Annotated in this window: 15 protein-coding genes; 10 read left to right on the top strand and 5 right to left on the bottom strand. The window is 62.8% G+C overall.

The window, feature by feature from the left end; all coding sequences use genetic code 11:
- The 7 genes from ACTCHC_RS07635 to ptsP all read left to right on the top strand — a co-directional run bounded on the left by ACTCHC_RS07635 (window position 1) and on the right by ptsP (window position 9,823).
- Window positions 1–3,120, top strand: coding sequence for an efflux RND transporter permease subunit (locus ACTCHC_RS07635; protein WP_463021889.1), 3,120 nt, complete (start codon window positions 1–3; stop codon window positions 3,118–3,120).
- A 78-nt stretch (window positions 3,121–3,198) separates the two neighbouring features.
- Window positions 3,199–4,464, top strand: coding sequence for a 3-deoxy-D-manno-octulosonic acid transferase (locus ACTCHC_RS07630; RefSeq protein ID WP_463021888.1), 1,266 nt, complete (start codon window positions 3,199–3,201; stop codon window positions 4,462–4,464).
- A 124-nt stretch (window positions 4,465–4,588) separates the two neighbouring features.
- Window positions 4,589–5,062: an NUDIX hydrolase gene (locus tag ACTCHC_RS07625; RefSeq protein WP_463021887.1), complete on the top strand. Its 474-nt coding sequence runs from the start codon at window positions 4,589–4,591 to the stop codon at window positions 5,060–5,062.
- Window positions 5,063–5,137: 75 nt separating this feature from the next.
- Window positions 5,138–5,557 (top strand): DUF1178 family protein, encoded by a 420-nt coding sequence (locus ACTCHC_RS07620; protein WP_463021886.1) that lies wholly within the window; start codon window positions 5,138–5,140, stop codon window positions 5,555–5,557.
- A gap of 9 nt (window positions 5,558–5,566) precedes the next feature.
- On the top strand, window positions 5,567–6,226 hold the full coding sequence (locus ACTCHC_RS07615) for an SDR family NAD(P)-dependent oxidoreductase (protein WP_463021885.1): 660 nt from the start codon (window positions 5,567–5,569) through the stop codon (window positions 6,224–6,226).
- 93 nt (window positions 6,227–6,319) lie between these two features.
- Window positions 6,320–7,558 (top strand): aspartate kinase, encoded by a 1,239-nt coding sequence (locus ACTCHC_RS07610; RefSeq protein ID WP_463021884.1) that lies wholly within the window; start codon window positions 6,320–6,322, stop codon window positions 7,556–7,558.
- Between the two features lie 12 nt (window positions 7,559–7,570).
- Window positions 7,571–9,823, top strand: coding sequence for a phosphoenolpyruvate--protein phosphotransferase (ptsP, locus tag ACTCHC_RS07605; RefSeq protein ID WP_463021883.1), 2,253 nt, complete (start codon window positions 7,571–7,573; stop codon window positions 9,821–9,823).
- 82 nt (window positions 9,824–9,905) lie between these two features.
- Here the strand turns inward: ptsP and ACTCHC_RS07600 are convergent, their stop codons facing one another.
- Window positions 9,906–10,685: an EcsC family protein gene (locus tag ACTCHC_RS07600; RefSeq protein WP_463021882.1), complete on the bottom strand. Its 780-nt coding sequence runs from the start codon at window positions 10,683–10,685 to the stop codon at window positions 9,906–9,908.
- A 63-nt stretch (window positions 10,686–10,748) separates the two neighbouring features.
- A complete protein-coding gene (locus tag ACTCHC_RS07595; protein ID WP_463021881.1) occupies window positions 10,749–11,243 on the bottom strand; it encodes a GNAT family N-acetyltransferase in 495 nt (164 codons plus the stop codon).
- A gap of 87 nt (window positions 11,244–11,330) precedes the next feature.
- Here ACTCHC_RS07595 and ACTCHC_RS07590 point away from each other — a divergent pair, with 87 nt between their 5' ends.
- Window positions 11,331–11,930 (top strand): flavin reductase family protein, encoded by a 600-nt coding sequence (locus ACTCHC_RS07590; protein WP_463021880.1) that lies wholly within the window; start codon window positions 11,331–11,333, stop codon window positions 11,928–11,930.
- On the opposite strand, the gene ACTCHC_RS07585 is transcribed toward ACTCHC_RS07590, so the two are convergent.
- Window positions 11,927–13,462: a SulP family inorganic anion transporter gene (locus ACTCHC_RS07585; protein ID WP_463021935.1), complete on the bottom strand. Its 1,536-nt coding sequence runs from the start codon at window positions 13,460–13,462 to the stop codon at window positions 11,927–11,929. The genes ACTCHC_RS07590 and ACTCHC_RS07585 overlap by 4 nt on opposite strands.
- 236 nt (window positions 13,463–13,698) lie before the next feature.
- On the opposite strand from ACTCHC_RS07585, the gene ACTCHC_RS07580 reads away from it, so the two are divergent.
- On the top strand, window positions 13,699–14,556 hold the full coding sequence (locus tag ACTCHC_RS07580) for an S-methyl-5'-thioadenosine phosphorylase (RefSeq protein ID WP_463021879.1): 858 nt from the start codon (window positions 13,699–13,701) through the stop codon (window positions 14,554–14,556).
- A gap of 6 nt (window positions 14,557–14,562) precedes the next feature.
- Here the strand turns inward: ACTCHC_RS07580 and ACTCHC_RS07575 are convergent, their stop codons facing one another.
- Window positions 14,563–14,739, bottom strand: coding sequence for a hypothetical protein (locus ACTCHC_RS07575; RefSeq protein ID WP_463021878.1), 177 nt, complete (start codon window positions 14,737–14,739; stop codon window positions 14,563–14,565).
- Window positions 14,740–15,032: 293 nt separating this feature from the next.
- Here ACTCHC_RS07575 and ACTCHC_RS07570 point away from each other — a divergent pair, with 293 nt between their 5' ends.
- Window positions 15,033–15,572 (top strand): adenine phosphoribosyltransferase, encoded by a 540-nt coding sequence (locus ACTCHC_RS07570; protein ID WP_463021877.1) that lies wholly within the window; start codon window positions 15,033–15,035, stop codon window positions 15,570–15,572.
- Between the two features lie 3 nt (window positions 15,573–15,575).
- Here ACTCHC_RS07570 and ACTCHC_RS07565 read toward each other — a convergent pair.
- On the bottom strand, window positions 15,576–16,285 hold a 710-nt coding region (locus ACTCHC_RS07565; protein WP_463021876.1), incomplete at its 5' end, for a DNA repair protein RecN.

Genomic DNA, 16,285 nt, shown 5'->3' with positions numbered 1-16,285 from the left:
ATGAATATCGTCGAACTTGCCATTCGCAATACCCGGCTGACGCTCAGCCTGTTGCTGTTCTTGTTCATCACCGGCGCGATGGCCTATATTTCGATCCCCAAAGAGGCCGAGCCCGACGTCCAGATCCCCATCATCTATGTCAGCATGGGCTATCAGGGCATTTCTCCCGAAGACAGTGAACGCCTGCTGTTGCGGCCGATGGAAACCTCGCTGAAATCCATCTCGGGCATCAAGCAGATGACATCGACCGCCTATCAGGGTGGCGGCAACGTGCTGATCGAGTTTCAGGCGGGAACTGATCTGGACAAGGCCCTGGATGACGTGCGCAACAAGGTTCAGGATGCCAAGCGCGACCTGCCGCAGGGGGCCGACGAACCCACCGTAAACGAGGTCAATATCTCTGAATTCCCGGTGCTGGTCGTTACCCTGTCGGGCAATCTGCCCGAACGGGTTCTGTCCACCGCCGCGCGTGAATTGCGCGACCGCATCGAAGAGGTGCCCGGCGTTCTGGACGCCGCCCTGCAAGGCGTGCGCGACGATCTGGTCGAGATCGTGATCGATCCGGTGCGCCTGACATCTTATGGCGTGCGGCTGGATCAGCTTGTGGCGGGCGTCGGCGCCAATAACAGCCTGATCGCGGCCGGCGCGGTCGAAGGCGATGCCGGGCGTTTCGCAGTCAAGGTGCCGTCCTTGATCGAAACGGTCGAAGACGTGGCCAACCTGCCGGTCGTCTCAGACGGATCGGCCGTGGTGCGCGCCCGCGATATCGCCACGATTCAGGCCACCTATAAGGATGCCGAAACCATTACCAGGCTGGACGGCAAGCCCGCCGTCGCCATCGAGGTTTCCAAACGCACCGGCGCGAACCTGATCGAAACCGTCGACGCGGTCAAAGCCCTGTCGCAGGAATTCACTCAAAAACTGCCCGACGGGGTGACGCTGTCGTTCAGCCAGGACAAATCCACCTCTATCCGCCAGTTGCTGACGGATCTGCAAAACAGCGTGCTGACGGCTGTCATCCTGGTGTTCATCGTGATCCTGTATGCCCTGACGGGGCGGGCCTCGATCCTGATCGGTCTGGCGATCCCGGCATCGTTCCTTATGGGGATACTGGGCCTGTCGATGGCCGGGCTGACCGTCAACCTTGTGGTGCTGTTCAGCCTTATCCTGGCGGTGGGGATGCTGGTGGACGATGCGATCATCGTCACCGAATTCGCCGAACGCCGCATGTCCGAAGGCATGGACAAGCGCGAAGCTTTCGTTCTGGCCTCCAAACGGATGGCCGGTCCGGTCATCGCCGCCACGCTGACCCGCGTTGCCGCATTTTCGCCGCTGCTGTTCTGGCCGGGCATTGTGGGCGAGTTCATGAAATACATGCCGATCACCCTGATCGCCACCTTGTCGGCGTCAATGCTCTATGCGCTGGTGTTCACCCCCACACTGGGCGCGCTGATCGCCAAGCCGGTCAAGGAAACCAAGGCCGCACGCGACGGCGCCTATATGTGGGTCGTCAACCGCGCCATCCGCCATCCGTTCATCGTGCTGTCGGTGGCGCTGGCCATGCTGGTTGCGGTGCCGGTGGCCTATGGCAAATACGGCAAGGGGGTTGAATTCTTCCCCGATGTCGAACCCGATTACGGCCTGCTTTATGTTCATGCCCGCGGCAATCTGTCGATCGACGAAAAAGACACCCTGGTCCGCCAGGCCGAGGCCCGGATACTGGGCTGGCCCGGCATCACCTCGGTCTATACCCGCGTGGGCAAGGCCAGCGGCGGTGGCAATGAAGTCGCCGAAGATGTGGTTGGCGTCATCCAGTACGAATTCGCAGACTGGCGCGAACGCAAGGGCGCGAATGACATTCTGGCCGACCTTCGTATTGCCATGTCCGGTATTCCCGGCGCGCTGATCGAGGTTTCGGTGCCGCAGGCCGGCCCGCCCACCGGCAAGGCCATCCAGATCGAGCTGAGCGCCGACAACCCCGTGGCCCTGCCCGATGTCGCGCGATCGGTGGCGGCCAAGCTGGCCGAAACGCCGGATGTGATCGACATATCCGACGGTCTGCCACCGCCGGGCGTGGATTGGGAACTGGTGGTGGATCGCTCGGAAGCCGCGCGCTATGGCGTGGCCCCGGCCTCGGTGGGGGCGGTGGTGCAATTGGTGACAGGCGGGCTGAAACTGACCGATTTCCGCCCTGCAGGGTCGGATGACGCGGTTGATATCCGCCTGCGCCTGCCCGAAAACCGGCGCACCGTGACCGCGCTGGACGATCTGCGGGTTGAAACCGCTGCGGGCTCGGTGCCGATCATGAATTTCGTGGATCGCAACCCGGTTCCATCAACCGGCACACTGACACGCATCGACGCGCGCCGCACCGTGACAGTCGAGGCCGGCATTCGCGAAGGCGTGCAGGCCGATGCCGTGCGTCAGGCCATTACCGCCCAGCTTGAGGCCGCCAATCTGGATCAATACGGCGTGCGCTGGAAACTGGCCGGTGAAGATGAGGAACAAAAAGAAGCAGGCGCCTTCCTGGCCAAGGCCTTTGGCGCCGCGCTGTTCCTGATCTTCGTGGTGCTGCTGGCGCAGTTCAACAATTTCGTATCGGTGGGGCTGGTGCTGTCGGCGGTGGTCTTGTCCACCATCGGCGTGTTCCTGGGGCTGTTGATTATGGGCCAGCCCTTTGGCGTGGTCATGACCGGCATCGGCATCATCGCGCTGGCGGGCGTGGTGGTGAACAACAATATCGTTCTGATCGACACCTATGACCACCTGCGCCGCGAAGGCATGGACAAGCTAGAGGCAATCCGCGAAACCTGTCGTGAACGCGCGCGCCCCGTGGTGCTGACCGCGCTGACCGCCATCCTGGGGGTTCTGCCGATCGCGTTCGGGCTGAACCTGGAACTGATGTCGCATGAAACGACCTTTGGCGCGCCATCCACCCAGTGGTGGATTTCGCTGTCCAGCGCCATCGTGTTCGGGCTGGCGTTTTCCACGGTTCTGACGCTGATCGTCACGCCATCGCTGCTGATGATCGTCACCCGCTCGAACAAGCGCGAGAATGCCGACCGCGGCGGCAAACTGATCCGCCTGCCCGGCCGCAAACCCAAACCGGCCGCCGAATAGCATCCTTGTGCCCTGCCGGGCTTGTCAGCCGGGCGGGGCTTGCCTATGGCTTGGGCCAGACATCATGATGGGCCGCGCGTGTTTCTTTACCGAATTGCAATCAGTCTGGTCGCCCCGTTTCTTGTGCTGCGTCTGGCGCTGCGGGACGGGCGCGCCGCCCTTCGCGAACGCCTGGCGCTGACCCCCGATACCCATGACGGCCAGCGGCGCGGGCCGGTTCTGTGGCTGCATGCGGCCTCGAACGGCGAACTGACCGCCGCGCGCGGATTGATCGACGCACTGCTGGCCCTTGATCCGCGGCTGCGCCTGATCATCACCTGCAACAGCATCACCGGGCGCGACCTGGCCATGGGCTGGGCGCTGGCGCGCACCGATATACGGCTGGCGCCGCTGGATTTGCGCCCGGTGCTGCGCCGGTCCATCGCGCGGTGGCAGCCTGATGCTCTGATCCTGATCGAAAATGAACTCTGGCCCAACCGCATGGTCCTGATGCAGCGCCTGTCGCGCCCCGTTATCGTGGTATCGGCGCGAATGTCGGCCAGAAGTGCCGCGAACTGGGCGCGTCTGCCGGGCCTGTCGCGGCGCGTGATGGAAAGCATCGCCTATCTGTCGGCACAAGATAGCGCGTCAGAGCGTCACCTGCTGGCGCTTGGCCTGCCCGAAACCGCCCTTGGCCCGGTTTTGAACCTGAAGACTGACACGGCGGCGGGCGCGGCCGATGCCCGGGTTCTGGCGCAACTGCGACCCGGTTTCGAGCGGGCCAGAACGGTGCTGGCGGCCTCGACCCATGATGGTGAGGAAACGCTGGTGCTGCGCGGCTTCGCGGCGGCGCTGGCGAAACGCCCCGGGCTGAAGCTGATCCTGGCCCCCCGCCACCCCCAGCGGCGTGACGAGATCCTGCGCCTGATCGACCGCAACGGGCTGCGCGCCGCGATCCGATCGCAGGGTCAGGTGCCGGATGCGCAAACACAGGTCTTTCTGGCCGATACCCTGGGCGAGATGCCGCTGTGGTATGAATTGGCCGGGGTTGTGTTTGTCGGCGGTTCGCTGGTGCCGCGCGGCGGGCATACACCGTTTGAACCGGCCGCCCATGGCTGCGCCCTGCTGCATGGCGCGCATGTGGAAAATTTTGCTGACAGTTTCGCCGCTCTTGATGCCGCGGGGGCCGCGATCACCGTCGCGGGCGCGGATGACATTACCGCGGCCCTGCTGTTGCTGGATCACGACAAGATCGCCGATATGGTGGCACGCGCAGCGCCGGTGATGACCGCATTGCGCGACGGCCCCGGCCTGCGCCCCCTGTTGGACCGGCTGCGCCTTCTGACAGGAATCGCACAGGGCTGACCGGCACGGCTTTGCCATTTTGCTGACGTCTTTCTATTGTATTATCTGCAATGAAGTGACAGCATTTGCACAATGGATTGATCAACCGGGCCAAAGACCCGGCATATGATATGAGCGAGCGAACGTGAGCCTGGAAAAGTCGTCCCAATCGCCGGTGCGGTCCGGCCAGACGACCGAAACCGATCCGCGCACCCAGATGGCGGCGCTGTGCTTTCGTGTTCTGCGTGACAATCCGCAGGTTCTGCTGATCACCAGCCGCGATACCGGGCGATGGGTCATCCCCAAGGGCTGGCCGGTCGACGGCAAGGCACCAGCCGATTCAGCGGCGCAGGAAGCCTGGGAAGAAGCTGGCGTCGTGGGAAAGGTTTATGACACGGTGGTGGGCCTGTATTCCTATGACAAAGTGCTGGAACCGGGCAGCACCTTGCCCTGTATGGTCGCGGTCTTCCCGTTGCGGGTCAAACGTCTGGCGGCTGACTTTCCCGAAAAAGGCGAACGTCGCTTGAAATGGTTTTCACCCCGCAAGGCGTCGGCGCGGGTTCAGGAACCCGAACTGGCGCATATCCTGGAAAATTTCGATCCGCGCCCGTTTCGGTGATGGCCTGTCCGGTCCGCACTTTGTAAATCCGTTACAAATGCCTATCTTGGTTTCAAATGATCGCAAGGGGTGCCCATGATCCGCTATGCGCTGAAATGTGCCGAAGGTCACCAGTTCGAAAGCTGGTTTCAATCTGCTGACGCTTTTCAAAAGCTGCAAACCGGCAGCCTGTTGTCTTGCGCGGTTTGCGGCGGCACCGGCGTTGAAAAGGATCTGATGGCGCCACATGTCGGCGCCCCGACACGCAGCGAACGCGCCCTGACCGGGCCTGCCTCGCCCGCGCAGCAGGCGCTGGCAGAATTACGCCGCAAGATCGAGGACAACGCCGATTATGTCGGTGACAGCTTCGCGGCCGAGGCCCGGCGCATCCACTTGGGCGAGGCCCCCGAGCGGATGATCTATGGCGAGGCCAAACCGGCCGAGGCCCGCGCCCTGCTGGAGGACGGCGTGCCCGTTGCCCCCTTGCCCTTTGCACCCGGCCGCAAAGCCAATTAAGGATATCCCATGACCCCCCTCATTACCGGCGCGAACCGCGGCATAGGCTTGCAGATGTTGACGGATTATGCAGCCCAAGGCCCGGCCATCGGCACGGCACGCGGCAATCATCCGGTGGTGGCCGGGGCCGATTGGCAGCGGCTGGATGTCACCGACCCACAATCGCACAAGGCGCTGGCGCGCGCGCTGTCGGGCCGGCGCATCGACCTGATCGTATGCAATGCCGGGGTCTATCTGGACAAGGGGCAGGTGCTGGAAACCGGCTATCCCCCTGATATGTGGGCACGGATGTTCGCAACCCATGTCACGGGTGTGTTTCTGACGGTGCAGAACCTGCTGCCCAATCTGGCATTGTCCGACACACCGAAAATCGCGATCATTTCATCGCAGATGGGGTCCGATACCCGCGCGCCTGGCGGGTCGTATATCTATCGCGCCTCAAAGGCGGCGGCGCTGAACCTGGGCCGCAATCTGGCCACTGATCTGAAACCGCGCGGCATTGCCGTGGGTATCTATCACCCCGGCTGGGTGCAGACCGAAATGGGCGGCGCATCGGCGGAAATCACACCCCAACAGGCCGCCGCAGGGCTGCGCGCGCAGTTTGCCGCGCTGTCGCTGGCCAATACCGGCTGTTTCAAAACCTGGGACGGCCAGGACCACCCGTTCTGACCCGCACCCGTGGCATACCCCCCTTGACCCACTTGCCCTTGCCCGGCGCTTGACCTAACACAGGCCGCAACTGAAAAAGGCACAGAGGCTGTCATGCCGCTTCTCGTTATGAAATTCGGCGGCACGTCTGTCGCCGATCTGGATCGCATTAAGAACGCCGCCCAAAAGGTGAAGCGCGAGGTTGACCGTGGCTATGACGTGATCGTCATCGTCTCGGCGATGTCGGGCAAGACCAATGAGCTGGTCGGCTGGGTCGAAAGCACCTCGCCGCTGTTTGATGCGCGCGAATATGATGCGGTCGTGTCGTCGGGCGAAAACGTCACCGCCGGGCTGATGGCGCTGACCTTGCAGGAAATGGACGTGCCGGCGCGCAGCTGGCAGGGCTGGCAGGTGCCGCTGAAAACCACTTCCGCCCATTCGTCCGCCCGGATCGAGGAAATCCCCCGCGCCAATATCGACGCGAAGTTCGCCGAAGGTATGAAGGTGGCCGTGGTCGCCGGCTTTCAGGGCATCAGCGCCGAAGGCCGGATCACCACGCTGGGCCGGGGCGGATCGGATACCACCGCCGTGGCCTTTGCCGCCGCTTTCGGGGCCGAACGCTGCGACATCTATACCGATGTGGACGGCGTCTATACCACAGATCCCCGCATCGAGGACAAGGCGCGCAAGCTGGACAAGATCGCCTTCGAGGAAATGCTGGAACTGGCGTCCCTGGGGGCCAAGGTTCTGCAAACCCGTTCCGTCGAACTGGCGATGCGTTATAAGGTGCGCCTGCGGGTGCTGTCGAGCTTTGAGGAAAATACCGAAACTTCGGGCACGCTGGTGTGCGACGAGGAGGAAATCATGGAACAGAATATCGTATCCGGTGTCGCCTATTCCCGCGAAGAGGCAAAAATGACGCTGACAGCGGTCGAGGATCGGCCCGGCATCGCCGCCGCAATCTTCGGTCCACTGGCCGAAGCAGGTGTGAATGTCGACATGATCGTGCAGAACATCAGCGAGGAAGGGCGCACCGACATGACCTTTTCCTGCCCGATCAATCTGGTCGGACGCGCCCAATCCGCGATAAACAAGGCCCGCGACCGGGGCGAAATCGCCTTTGGATCGCTGGTCGCCGATACCGATGTCGCCAAGGTTTCGGTCGTGGGCATCGGTATGCGCAGCCATACCGGCGTTGCCAGCACGATGTTCCGCGCGCTCGCCCAGGAAGGTATCAACATCAAGGTCATTGCAACCTCTGAGATAAAGATATCCGTGCTGATCGACCGGAAATATATGGAACTTGCCGTGCAAGCCCTTCATGATGTGTTCGGACTGGATAAAGCAGCCTGAAATTGGGGGCAAATGCCCGAGACAAGTGAAAGCGAAAGCCGCAAACTGCTGGGCCGTTTGCGCGATGTGATGGCCGAACCCGCCGCCGGGCAGGAGCGGCTGGACCGTATTACACATCTGATTGCAGATTCGATGCATACCGAAGTGTGCTCGATCTATCTGTTTCGCGATTCCGAAACGCTGGAACTTTGTGCAACCGAAGGGCTGAAAGCTGAATCCGTGCACCAGACCCGGTTGCGGGTCGGCGAAGGTCTGGTCGGGCGCGTGGCGCGCACGGCAACCGCCGTGAACACCGGCAATGCTCCCGCCGAAAAAGGCTTTCGCTATATGCCCGAAACCGGCGAGGAAATCTATTCGTCCTTTCTGGGGGTGCCGATCCAGCGTCTGGGCGAACGCCTGGGCGTGCTGGTCGTGCAATCCAAACGGGCGCGAGAATATTCCGCAGATGAGGTTTACGCGCTGGAAGTTGTCGCCATGGTTCTGGCCGAGATGACCGAACTGGGCGCCTTTGTCGGCGAAGGCGCGGCCCTGTCGGCGCTGCATCAACGCCCGGCCAATTTTCATGGCACCAGTGCACAGGAAGGCGCGGCCGAAGGCCATGTCTGGCTGCATGAACCCCGTGTCGTTGTCACCAATCTGGTGGCCGACGATACCGAAAGCGAAAAGGACCGCCTGACCGGCGCGCTGAATCAATTGCGCCTGTCGCTGGATGATATGCTGAACATCGCTCGCACGGGCGATCACGAGCAATTGCAGGTGATGGAAGCCTATCGCATGTTCGCCAATTCGCCCGGCTGGATCCGGCGGATGGAAGAGGACATCGCCCGCGGCCTGTCGGCCGAAGCGGCTGTTGAAAAGGAACAATCTGCCAACCGCGCCCGGATGCAGACCGTGCCCGATCCCTATCTGCGCGAACGCCTGCATGATCTGGACGATCTGTCGAACCGGCTGCTGCGCATCCTGACCGGGCAAGGGTCCGAAACGGGGGCCGAGATGCCGGAAAACCCGATACTGGTGGCGCGCAATATCGGGCCGGCCGAATTGCTGGCCTATGGGCGCACGCTCAAGGGTGTCGTGCTGGAGGACGGATCCGTTGGCAGCCATGCCGCCATCGTGGCCCGTGCGCTGGCGATTCCGCTGGTGATCAATGCCAAGCAGATCACCACCGAGGCCCTGAACGGTGACACGATCCTGGTCGACGGCGATCGCGGTGTGGTGCACCTGCGCCCCGAAGAGGCCGTCGCCGCCGCCTTTCGCGACAAGACCGCAATGCACGCCAAGGCGCAGGAACGCTATGCCTCGATCCGGGAAAAGCCCTGCGAAACCCTGGATGGAAGCCATATAACCCTGCTGATGAATGCCGGCTTGATGGCCGATCTGCCCTCGTTGAAGGGTTCGGGCGCCGAAGGGGTTGGCCTGTTTCGCACAGAATTGCAGTTCCTGCTGCGCAACAAGGTGCCCCGCCGCGACGAACTGGCGGCGCTCTATGCGCGCGTCATGGATGCGGCGCAAGACAAGCCGGTGACCTTCCGCACGCTGGATATCGGGTCAGACAAGGTGCTGCCCTATATGAAACCGCAGGACGAACCCAACCCCGCGATGGGCTGGCGGGCAATTCGCGTGGGGCTGGACAAGGTCGGCGTGATGCGGATGCAGTTGCAGGCCCTGATCCGGGCCGCGAACGGGCGGCCGCTGCATGTGATGTTTCCCTTCGTGGCGCAGTTCGAAGAATTCACCGCCGCCCGCGATCACCTGCTGCGCGAAATCGACCGCGAGGAAAAACTGGGCCATGCCCTGCCCGCTTCGGTGCGCATCGGCGCGATGCTGGAGACCCCCAGCCTGGCCTTTGCACCACGCCAGTTCTTTGAGCTGGCCGATTTCATATCCATCGGCGGCAATGACCTGAAACAGTTCTTTTTTGCGGCCGACCGTGAAAACGAACGGGTGCGCCGGCGCTATGACACGCTGAATGTCAGCTATCTGACCTTTTTGCAGCGCGTGGTCGATCGCTGCGATGACGCGGGTACCCCGCTATCATTCTGCGGCGAAGATGCCGGCCGCCCGATCGAGGCATTGTGCTTTGCCGCCATCGGCTTTCGCTCGCTGTCAATGCGCCCGGCCTCGATCGGGCCGGTCAAGCACCTGCTGCGCCGGGTCGATCTGCGCGATGCCCGCGCCGTTATTGATACGGCGCGCGACAGCGGCGCCCAGTCGGTTCGCGCTGCGGTGATGGACTGGATGCGCGGTCAGGATTGGGTGACCTGACGCCACGGCGCAGCGACCGGATAGCATCAGCTTTGGCATCCAATTTCCTGTAAATAAACGATATTGGCGATGCCCGGCGCGATCAGGCCGCCGTCCCCTTGTTGCGCAGACGGGGTTGCATCCGGTCACGTAACGCTTCGATCAGATCAGCCTGGGGCCGGCCACTGTCACGGGCCAGGGCCTTCAGCCCGAACCGGATATGCGCCATTTCCTGATAATAGCGCGCGAAAATCATGTTGATCGCCGCCCCCGACATGGCCCCCAGAACCGGCACGGTCTGCGCCGCCAGTTTCTGCCCCAGCGCGGCCGCCAGGCGCGGGGCCACGCGTGCAATCATGCCATGCACCGCCGGACCGGTCAGCGTGACCCGCGCAGTCAGGAAGCCCAGATCGGCAGCATCGTCGCGCATCAATGGCCCGGCGGCGGCAAAGACCTGCAGACATTCCGCCTGCACGTCATCATCGGCCGGGTCAAACCCGTATTGCGTGGCTATGCCCTGAATTGCCCGCATCAGAACCGTGGTCGTGATCGGCAATTCAGCCAGTGCCGTAGGCAAGCCGCCAAAGCCGCCCGCCGCCCCCATGGTTGCGGCGGCAATCGTGGTCTGGCGCGCGGTTCCATCGGGCAATCGCCCGCCCCGGCTGCGGGCGGCAGCATTCAGCGCGGCGCGCAGGGCGGCCTCGGTCGCGGCTTCCAGCCGGTCCTTTATCGTATCCGGCAGGCGCTCCAGCAAATTCTCGGCCTGCCCGCCCACCAAGCCAAGCACCCGCATACCGGGACCGGACGCCTGGCGATAGCGCCGCGCCAGCGCATCAAGCGCCACCTCAGGCTCTGTTGTCACGATAAGTTCTGTGCCAGTCATCGACATGCCCCACGCTTTGCATATGCCAAACATGGGGCCGTGCCGTGCCCTGCGCAAGCATCCTCAGACGGCGCGCCGCACCTTGCCGCGTACACCGCGCCATGCGCCATCGATCAGATCATAGCCCAGAACCCGGTCGGGATTGGTCGGTGGAGGCATCACCACACCATTCAGCCGCACGAAGCCGAAGCGCCCGTAATAGGGCGCATCGCCCACCAGCATCACCCGCGCCCAGCCCAGCGCCGCGGCGCGTTCCAACGTGACCTGGATCAGCAACGCCGCCAGACCTTCGCCCTGATGCGTGGGGTGCACGGCCACCGGGCCCAGCAAAAGCGCGTCATGTTTGCCCACCCGCACCGGCCAATAGCGAATTGCCCCGGCGAGGCTCCCGTCAGAATCGCGCGCCACCATGCACAGATCAGCCACCGGCGGCACGTCATCGCGCAACCGATACGACGACAGCGCAGTGCGCCCCGGCGCAAAGCACAGGTCGAACAGGGCCTCGACCTCCCACCAGTCGGCGGGGGTTTCGGTCTGAAGCGTGATGTCCTGTCTCACCCCTGCCCGATCCTTTGTTCGGTTTTTTCTGGAAACGCCCCTAGCACGCGGCTAGCTGTTGGGCAAACAAGACCCGGAGCCAGCAACATGTTTTATCGCCCCGAACAGGGCCACGGTTTGCCGCATAACCCGTTCAACGCCATTGTGGCGCCCCGGCCCATCGGCTGGATTTCAACGCGCGACGCCGATGGGATAGACAACCTGGCGCCCTATTCGTTTTTCAATGCGGTGGCCTATGTGCCGCCGCAGGTCATGTTCGCCTCGACCACCGCCAAGCCTGACCGTCACGGAACCAAGGACAGCGTGGCCAATATACGCGAAACCGGCGTGTTTTGCGTGAATATCGTCGAATATGCGATGCGGGATGCGATGAACCGTACATCGGCGGCCTTGCCGCGCGGGGCGGATGAATTCGCCGCGGCCGATATCGCGCGCGCGCAATGCGACACCATCGCCTGTTCGCGCGTGGCCCATGCCCCGGCCAGCCTGGAATGCCGCCTGACGCAGATCGTGCCGCTTGCAGGCGAGGCGAATTTCGTGGTTTTCGGCCAGGTCACAGGCATCCATCTGCGCGACGATTGCCTGACTGATGGCCGTTTTGACGTGCTGAAATTCCAGCCGTTGGCGCGGCTTGGCTATAACGACTATACCGCCGTCACCGATCTGTTCAGCCTGAAACGCCCCTAATGGCCCGCGCCAAGAATGCCGGTGCGCACCGAATAATTGGTGGCGATCTGGTAATCGGGGTCGTCATCCGAATCCACCATCAACTGCCCCGCCCGCGCCAGCAGGCTGTGGCAATCGCGGCTCAGATGGCGCAATTGCACCTGCTTGCCGGCGGCCTCGTACTTGGCGGCCACGTTTTCGATGGCGGTCAACGCCGATTGGTCCGCCACGCGGCTGTCGGCAAAATCTATGACCACGCGGGCCGGGTCGCTTTGCGGCTGGAACAGTTGAATGAACCCTTCGGCCGACCCAAAGAACAGCGGCCCCTGTATCTGGTAAACACGGGCGCCTTCAGGCGTGTCATAGGTTTTCGCGTGAATGCGCTTGGCATTGGTCCAGGCATATTCCAGCGCCGACACGATGACCCCCACCACCACCGCGATGGCCAGATCGGTGACAACGGTCGTGATCGTCACCAGCACGATCACCAGCGCATCAGTCAGCGGGATCTTCCGCATGATCTTGAACGATTGCCAGGCAAAGGTGCCGATCACCACCATGAACATCACCCCCACCAGCGCGGCCAGCGGTATCTGTTCGATCAGCGGGCTGGCCACCAGAATGAACAGCAGCAAAAACAGCGCCGCCGAAATGCCCGACAGCCGCATCCGACCGCCCGATTTGACGTTGATCATCGACTGGCCGATCATTGCACAGCCGCCCATGCCGCCAAAGAACCCGGTCACCACATTGGCCGTGCCCTGGGCGATGCATTCCTGCGATGCGCCGCCGCGCTTGCCGGTGATCTCGCCCACCAGGTTCAGGGTCAGCAGGCTTTCGATCAGGCCGATCGCGGCCAGGATCAGCGCATAGGGCGCAATGATTTCCAGCGTTTGCAGGTTCAGCGGCACGCCCGGAAAATGGAACTGCGGCAAGCCGCCCTTGATGGACGCCATATCGCCCACCCGCGGCACGTCGATGCCGAACGCGATCACCAGCCCGGCGATGATCCCGATACCGGCCAGCGGCGCAGGGATGGCCCGTGTCAGTTTCGGCATGCCCCAGATGATGACCATCGTCGCCACGACCAGTGCCAGCATCGTCACCAGCGGCCAGCCCGTCATCCATTGGCCATCCGCCTTGAACTGCGTCATCTGCGCCAGGAAAATGACGATCGCCAGCCCGTTGACAAAGCCCAGCATCACCGGATGCGGCACCAGGCGGATGAACTTGCCCAGCCTGAATACCCCGGCCAGCACCTGCAAAATACCCATCAGCACCACGGTGGCGAACAGATATTCCACCCCGTGATCCGCCACCAGCGCCACCATCACCACCGCCAGCGCCCCGGTCGCCCCCGAGATCATCCCAGGCCGCCCGCCGATCAGTGCGGTGATCAGCCCGACCATGAAGGCCGCATACAGCCCGACCAGCGGATGCACCCCGGCCACAAAGGCAAAGGCCACCGCCTCGGGCACCAGCGCCAGCGCGACGGTCAGCCCCGACAGGATTTCGGTCTTGATGCGCGCAGGCGTCAGCCCCTGCGGCGACATCGACAGATCGGACAGCGGGTAACGGTCGACAAAGGCGGCAAGAAGGGATCGGGCCACGGGCATTCCTGATATATGGATCGGTTTGATTGCGTCTGCGGTCCTATCCCATACAGGCGCCGGTGAAAACCACCGAACCGGCATGGCGCGAATGAAATTGGTCCCGAACCTTATCAGCCGCTTTCAATCACAGGGCGAGCCGTGCAAACTGATCCCGCAACACAGGCACAGGGGCAGACATGGCACGGATGATCGGGGTAATCGGCGGATCGGGCGTATATGATATCGACGGGCTGGCCGATGCGCGCTGGCAGCGGGTTGAAACACCCTGGGGGCCACCGTCGGATGAAATTCTGACCGGCACCCTGGGCGATATGCCCATGGCCTTTGTGCCACGTCACGGGCGCGGGCATGTGCATGCGCCGTCGGCGGTGCCTTATCGCGCCAATATCGACGCGCTCAAACGGCTGGGTGTGACGGATGTGGTGTCGGTATCGGCCTGCGGTTCCTTCCGCGAAGATTTCGCGCCGGGCGATTTCGTGATCGTCGATCAATATATCGACCGCACCTTCGCGCGTGAAAAATCGTTCTTTGGCACCGGCTGTGTCGCGCATGTCAGCCTGGCCCATCCCACCTGCCCCAGCCTGTCGGCGGCCTGCGCCACGGCGGCGCGCGCAAGCGGCGTGACGGTGCATGACACCGGCACCTATCTGGCGATGGAGGGGCCGCAGTTTTCAACGCTGGCGGAATCGAAACTGTATCGGGATGTCTGGGGCTGTGACGTGATCGGCATGACCGGCATGCCCGAGGCCAAACTGGCCCGCGAGGCAGAGCTTTGCTATGCCTCGGTCGCGATGATCACCGATTATGACAGCTGGCACCCCGATCACGGCGCGGTCGATATCACCCAGATCATCGCCACGATGCACCACAATGCCGACAAGGCCCGCGCCCTGATCGCCCGCCTGCCCGCGCTGCTGGCCCCCTGCGCGGCGGGCTGCGATCACGCGCTGGACCACGCAATCCTGACCGCGCCCGACAAACGTGATCCGGCCCTGCTGGCGCGGCTGGATGCGGTGGCAGGGCGGGTGTTATAGGCGATATCAATCGCCATTCTGGTGATCTTTCAGGAACCCGCGTATGAACCCGCGGATTTCGCGCGCGGCGCTGGTATCCATGTCGTTGCACAATTGCACAAAGGCGTCGCGATCGTCCTTATCCAGCCGCAAAACCAGCTGGCTGTTCTTCTTTCCTGTCTTTTTTTCGGCCTTCTTGGTCACGATAGCGGCATTCCGGTTCCTTGACTTTCAAAAAACGTATATACATCTGATATTATACGTTACGACACTTTACGTTTCATCCGACAGGAAAGATACGAAAATGATCCTTCAGGCCGCGCGCTCCATGCTGGTTCAAGACCAGATGGACTGGAACAAACCCCACCTGAACTGGGTGCCCGAATGGCACTATCGGCTGTTTCGGCTGGTCAAACGCTAGGCTGTCCGCAAGCCGTGCCTTGTATCGGGGCGTTGTATCCGCCAGACAGGGCGTGCCCCTGTCGAAGGTTGTTTGAATGCTGACTCAGCCAACTGTCAAAAACTATATCCGCACCATTGTCGATTTCCCGCATGAAGGCATCCTGTTTCGCGATGTCACCACGCTGTTCGCCGATCCACGCGGTTTTCGCATGTGTATCGACCAGATGCTGCATCCCTATGCCGGACAGCGCATCGACAAGGTTGTCGGGCTGGAGGCGCGCGGCTTCATAATCGGCGGCGCGATTGCCCATCAGTTATCGGTCGGCTTCGTTCCGATCCGCAAGAAGGGCAAACTGCCCGGCACCACGATCAGCCAGGATTACAAGCTGGAATATGGCGACGCGATCGTCGAAATTCATGATGACGCGATCCAGCCGGGCGAAACGGTGTTGCTGGTCGATGATCTGCTTGCCACGGGCGGCACCGCCGAGGCGGGTATTCGCCTGGTCGAACGGCTGGGCGGCAATATCCTGGGGTGCAGCTTCATCGTCGATCTGCCCGACCTTGGCGGGCGCGCCAGGCTGGAAGCGATGGGCATGGACGTTCAGGCCTTATGCGCCTTTGACGGGCTGTGACCGCTATGGCTGCAGCAGCGCGCGCGCGGCGGCGCGGGCGGCGTCGGTAATGGTGTCGCCCGACAGCATGCGGGCAATCTCGTCTATACGGTGATCGTCATCTATCGGGATGACCGATGACAGGGTCATGCCATCCTCCACCCGCTTGGTGACCCGCCAGTGATGCGCCCCGCGCGCGGCCACCTGCGGGCTGTGGGTCACAACCAGAACCTGCCCGCCTTTGGCAAGCGCCTCCAGCCGCCTGCCCACGGCATCGGCAGTTGCCCCGCCCACCCCACGGTCGATTTCATCGAAGATCATTGTCAGCCCGGTGGCGCTGCGCGTCAGGCAGACCTTCAGCGCCAGCAAAAACCGCGATAATTCCCCACCCGACGCGATCTTGTTCAGCGGCCCAGACGGCGCGCCGGGATTGGTGGCAACGGTAAAGGTCACCGCATCACAGCCATCCGGGCCTGAATCGGCGGCGGTGATTTCGGTGGAAAACACCGCCCTCTCCATCTTCAGCGGGGCAAGTTCCGCCGCCATCGCACTATCCAAGGCAAGGGCAGCCGTCCGGCGCTGGTCCGACAAGCCGCGCGCGACGGTATCATAATGCGTCTGCGCCGTATCCAGCACCTTTTTGAGGGCCGTCAGATCGGCGGCCCCGGCATCAAGCGCGGCCAGACGCGCCCGCAGTTCATTGGCGAACCCGCCCAGATCATCGGGCAGAACGT

This window comes from Actibacterium sp., assembly GCF_055134745.1.
The sequence above is the reverse complement of the archived record's forward strand: the minus strand, read 5'-3'. Positions and strand labels throughout refer to the sequence as shown.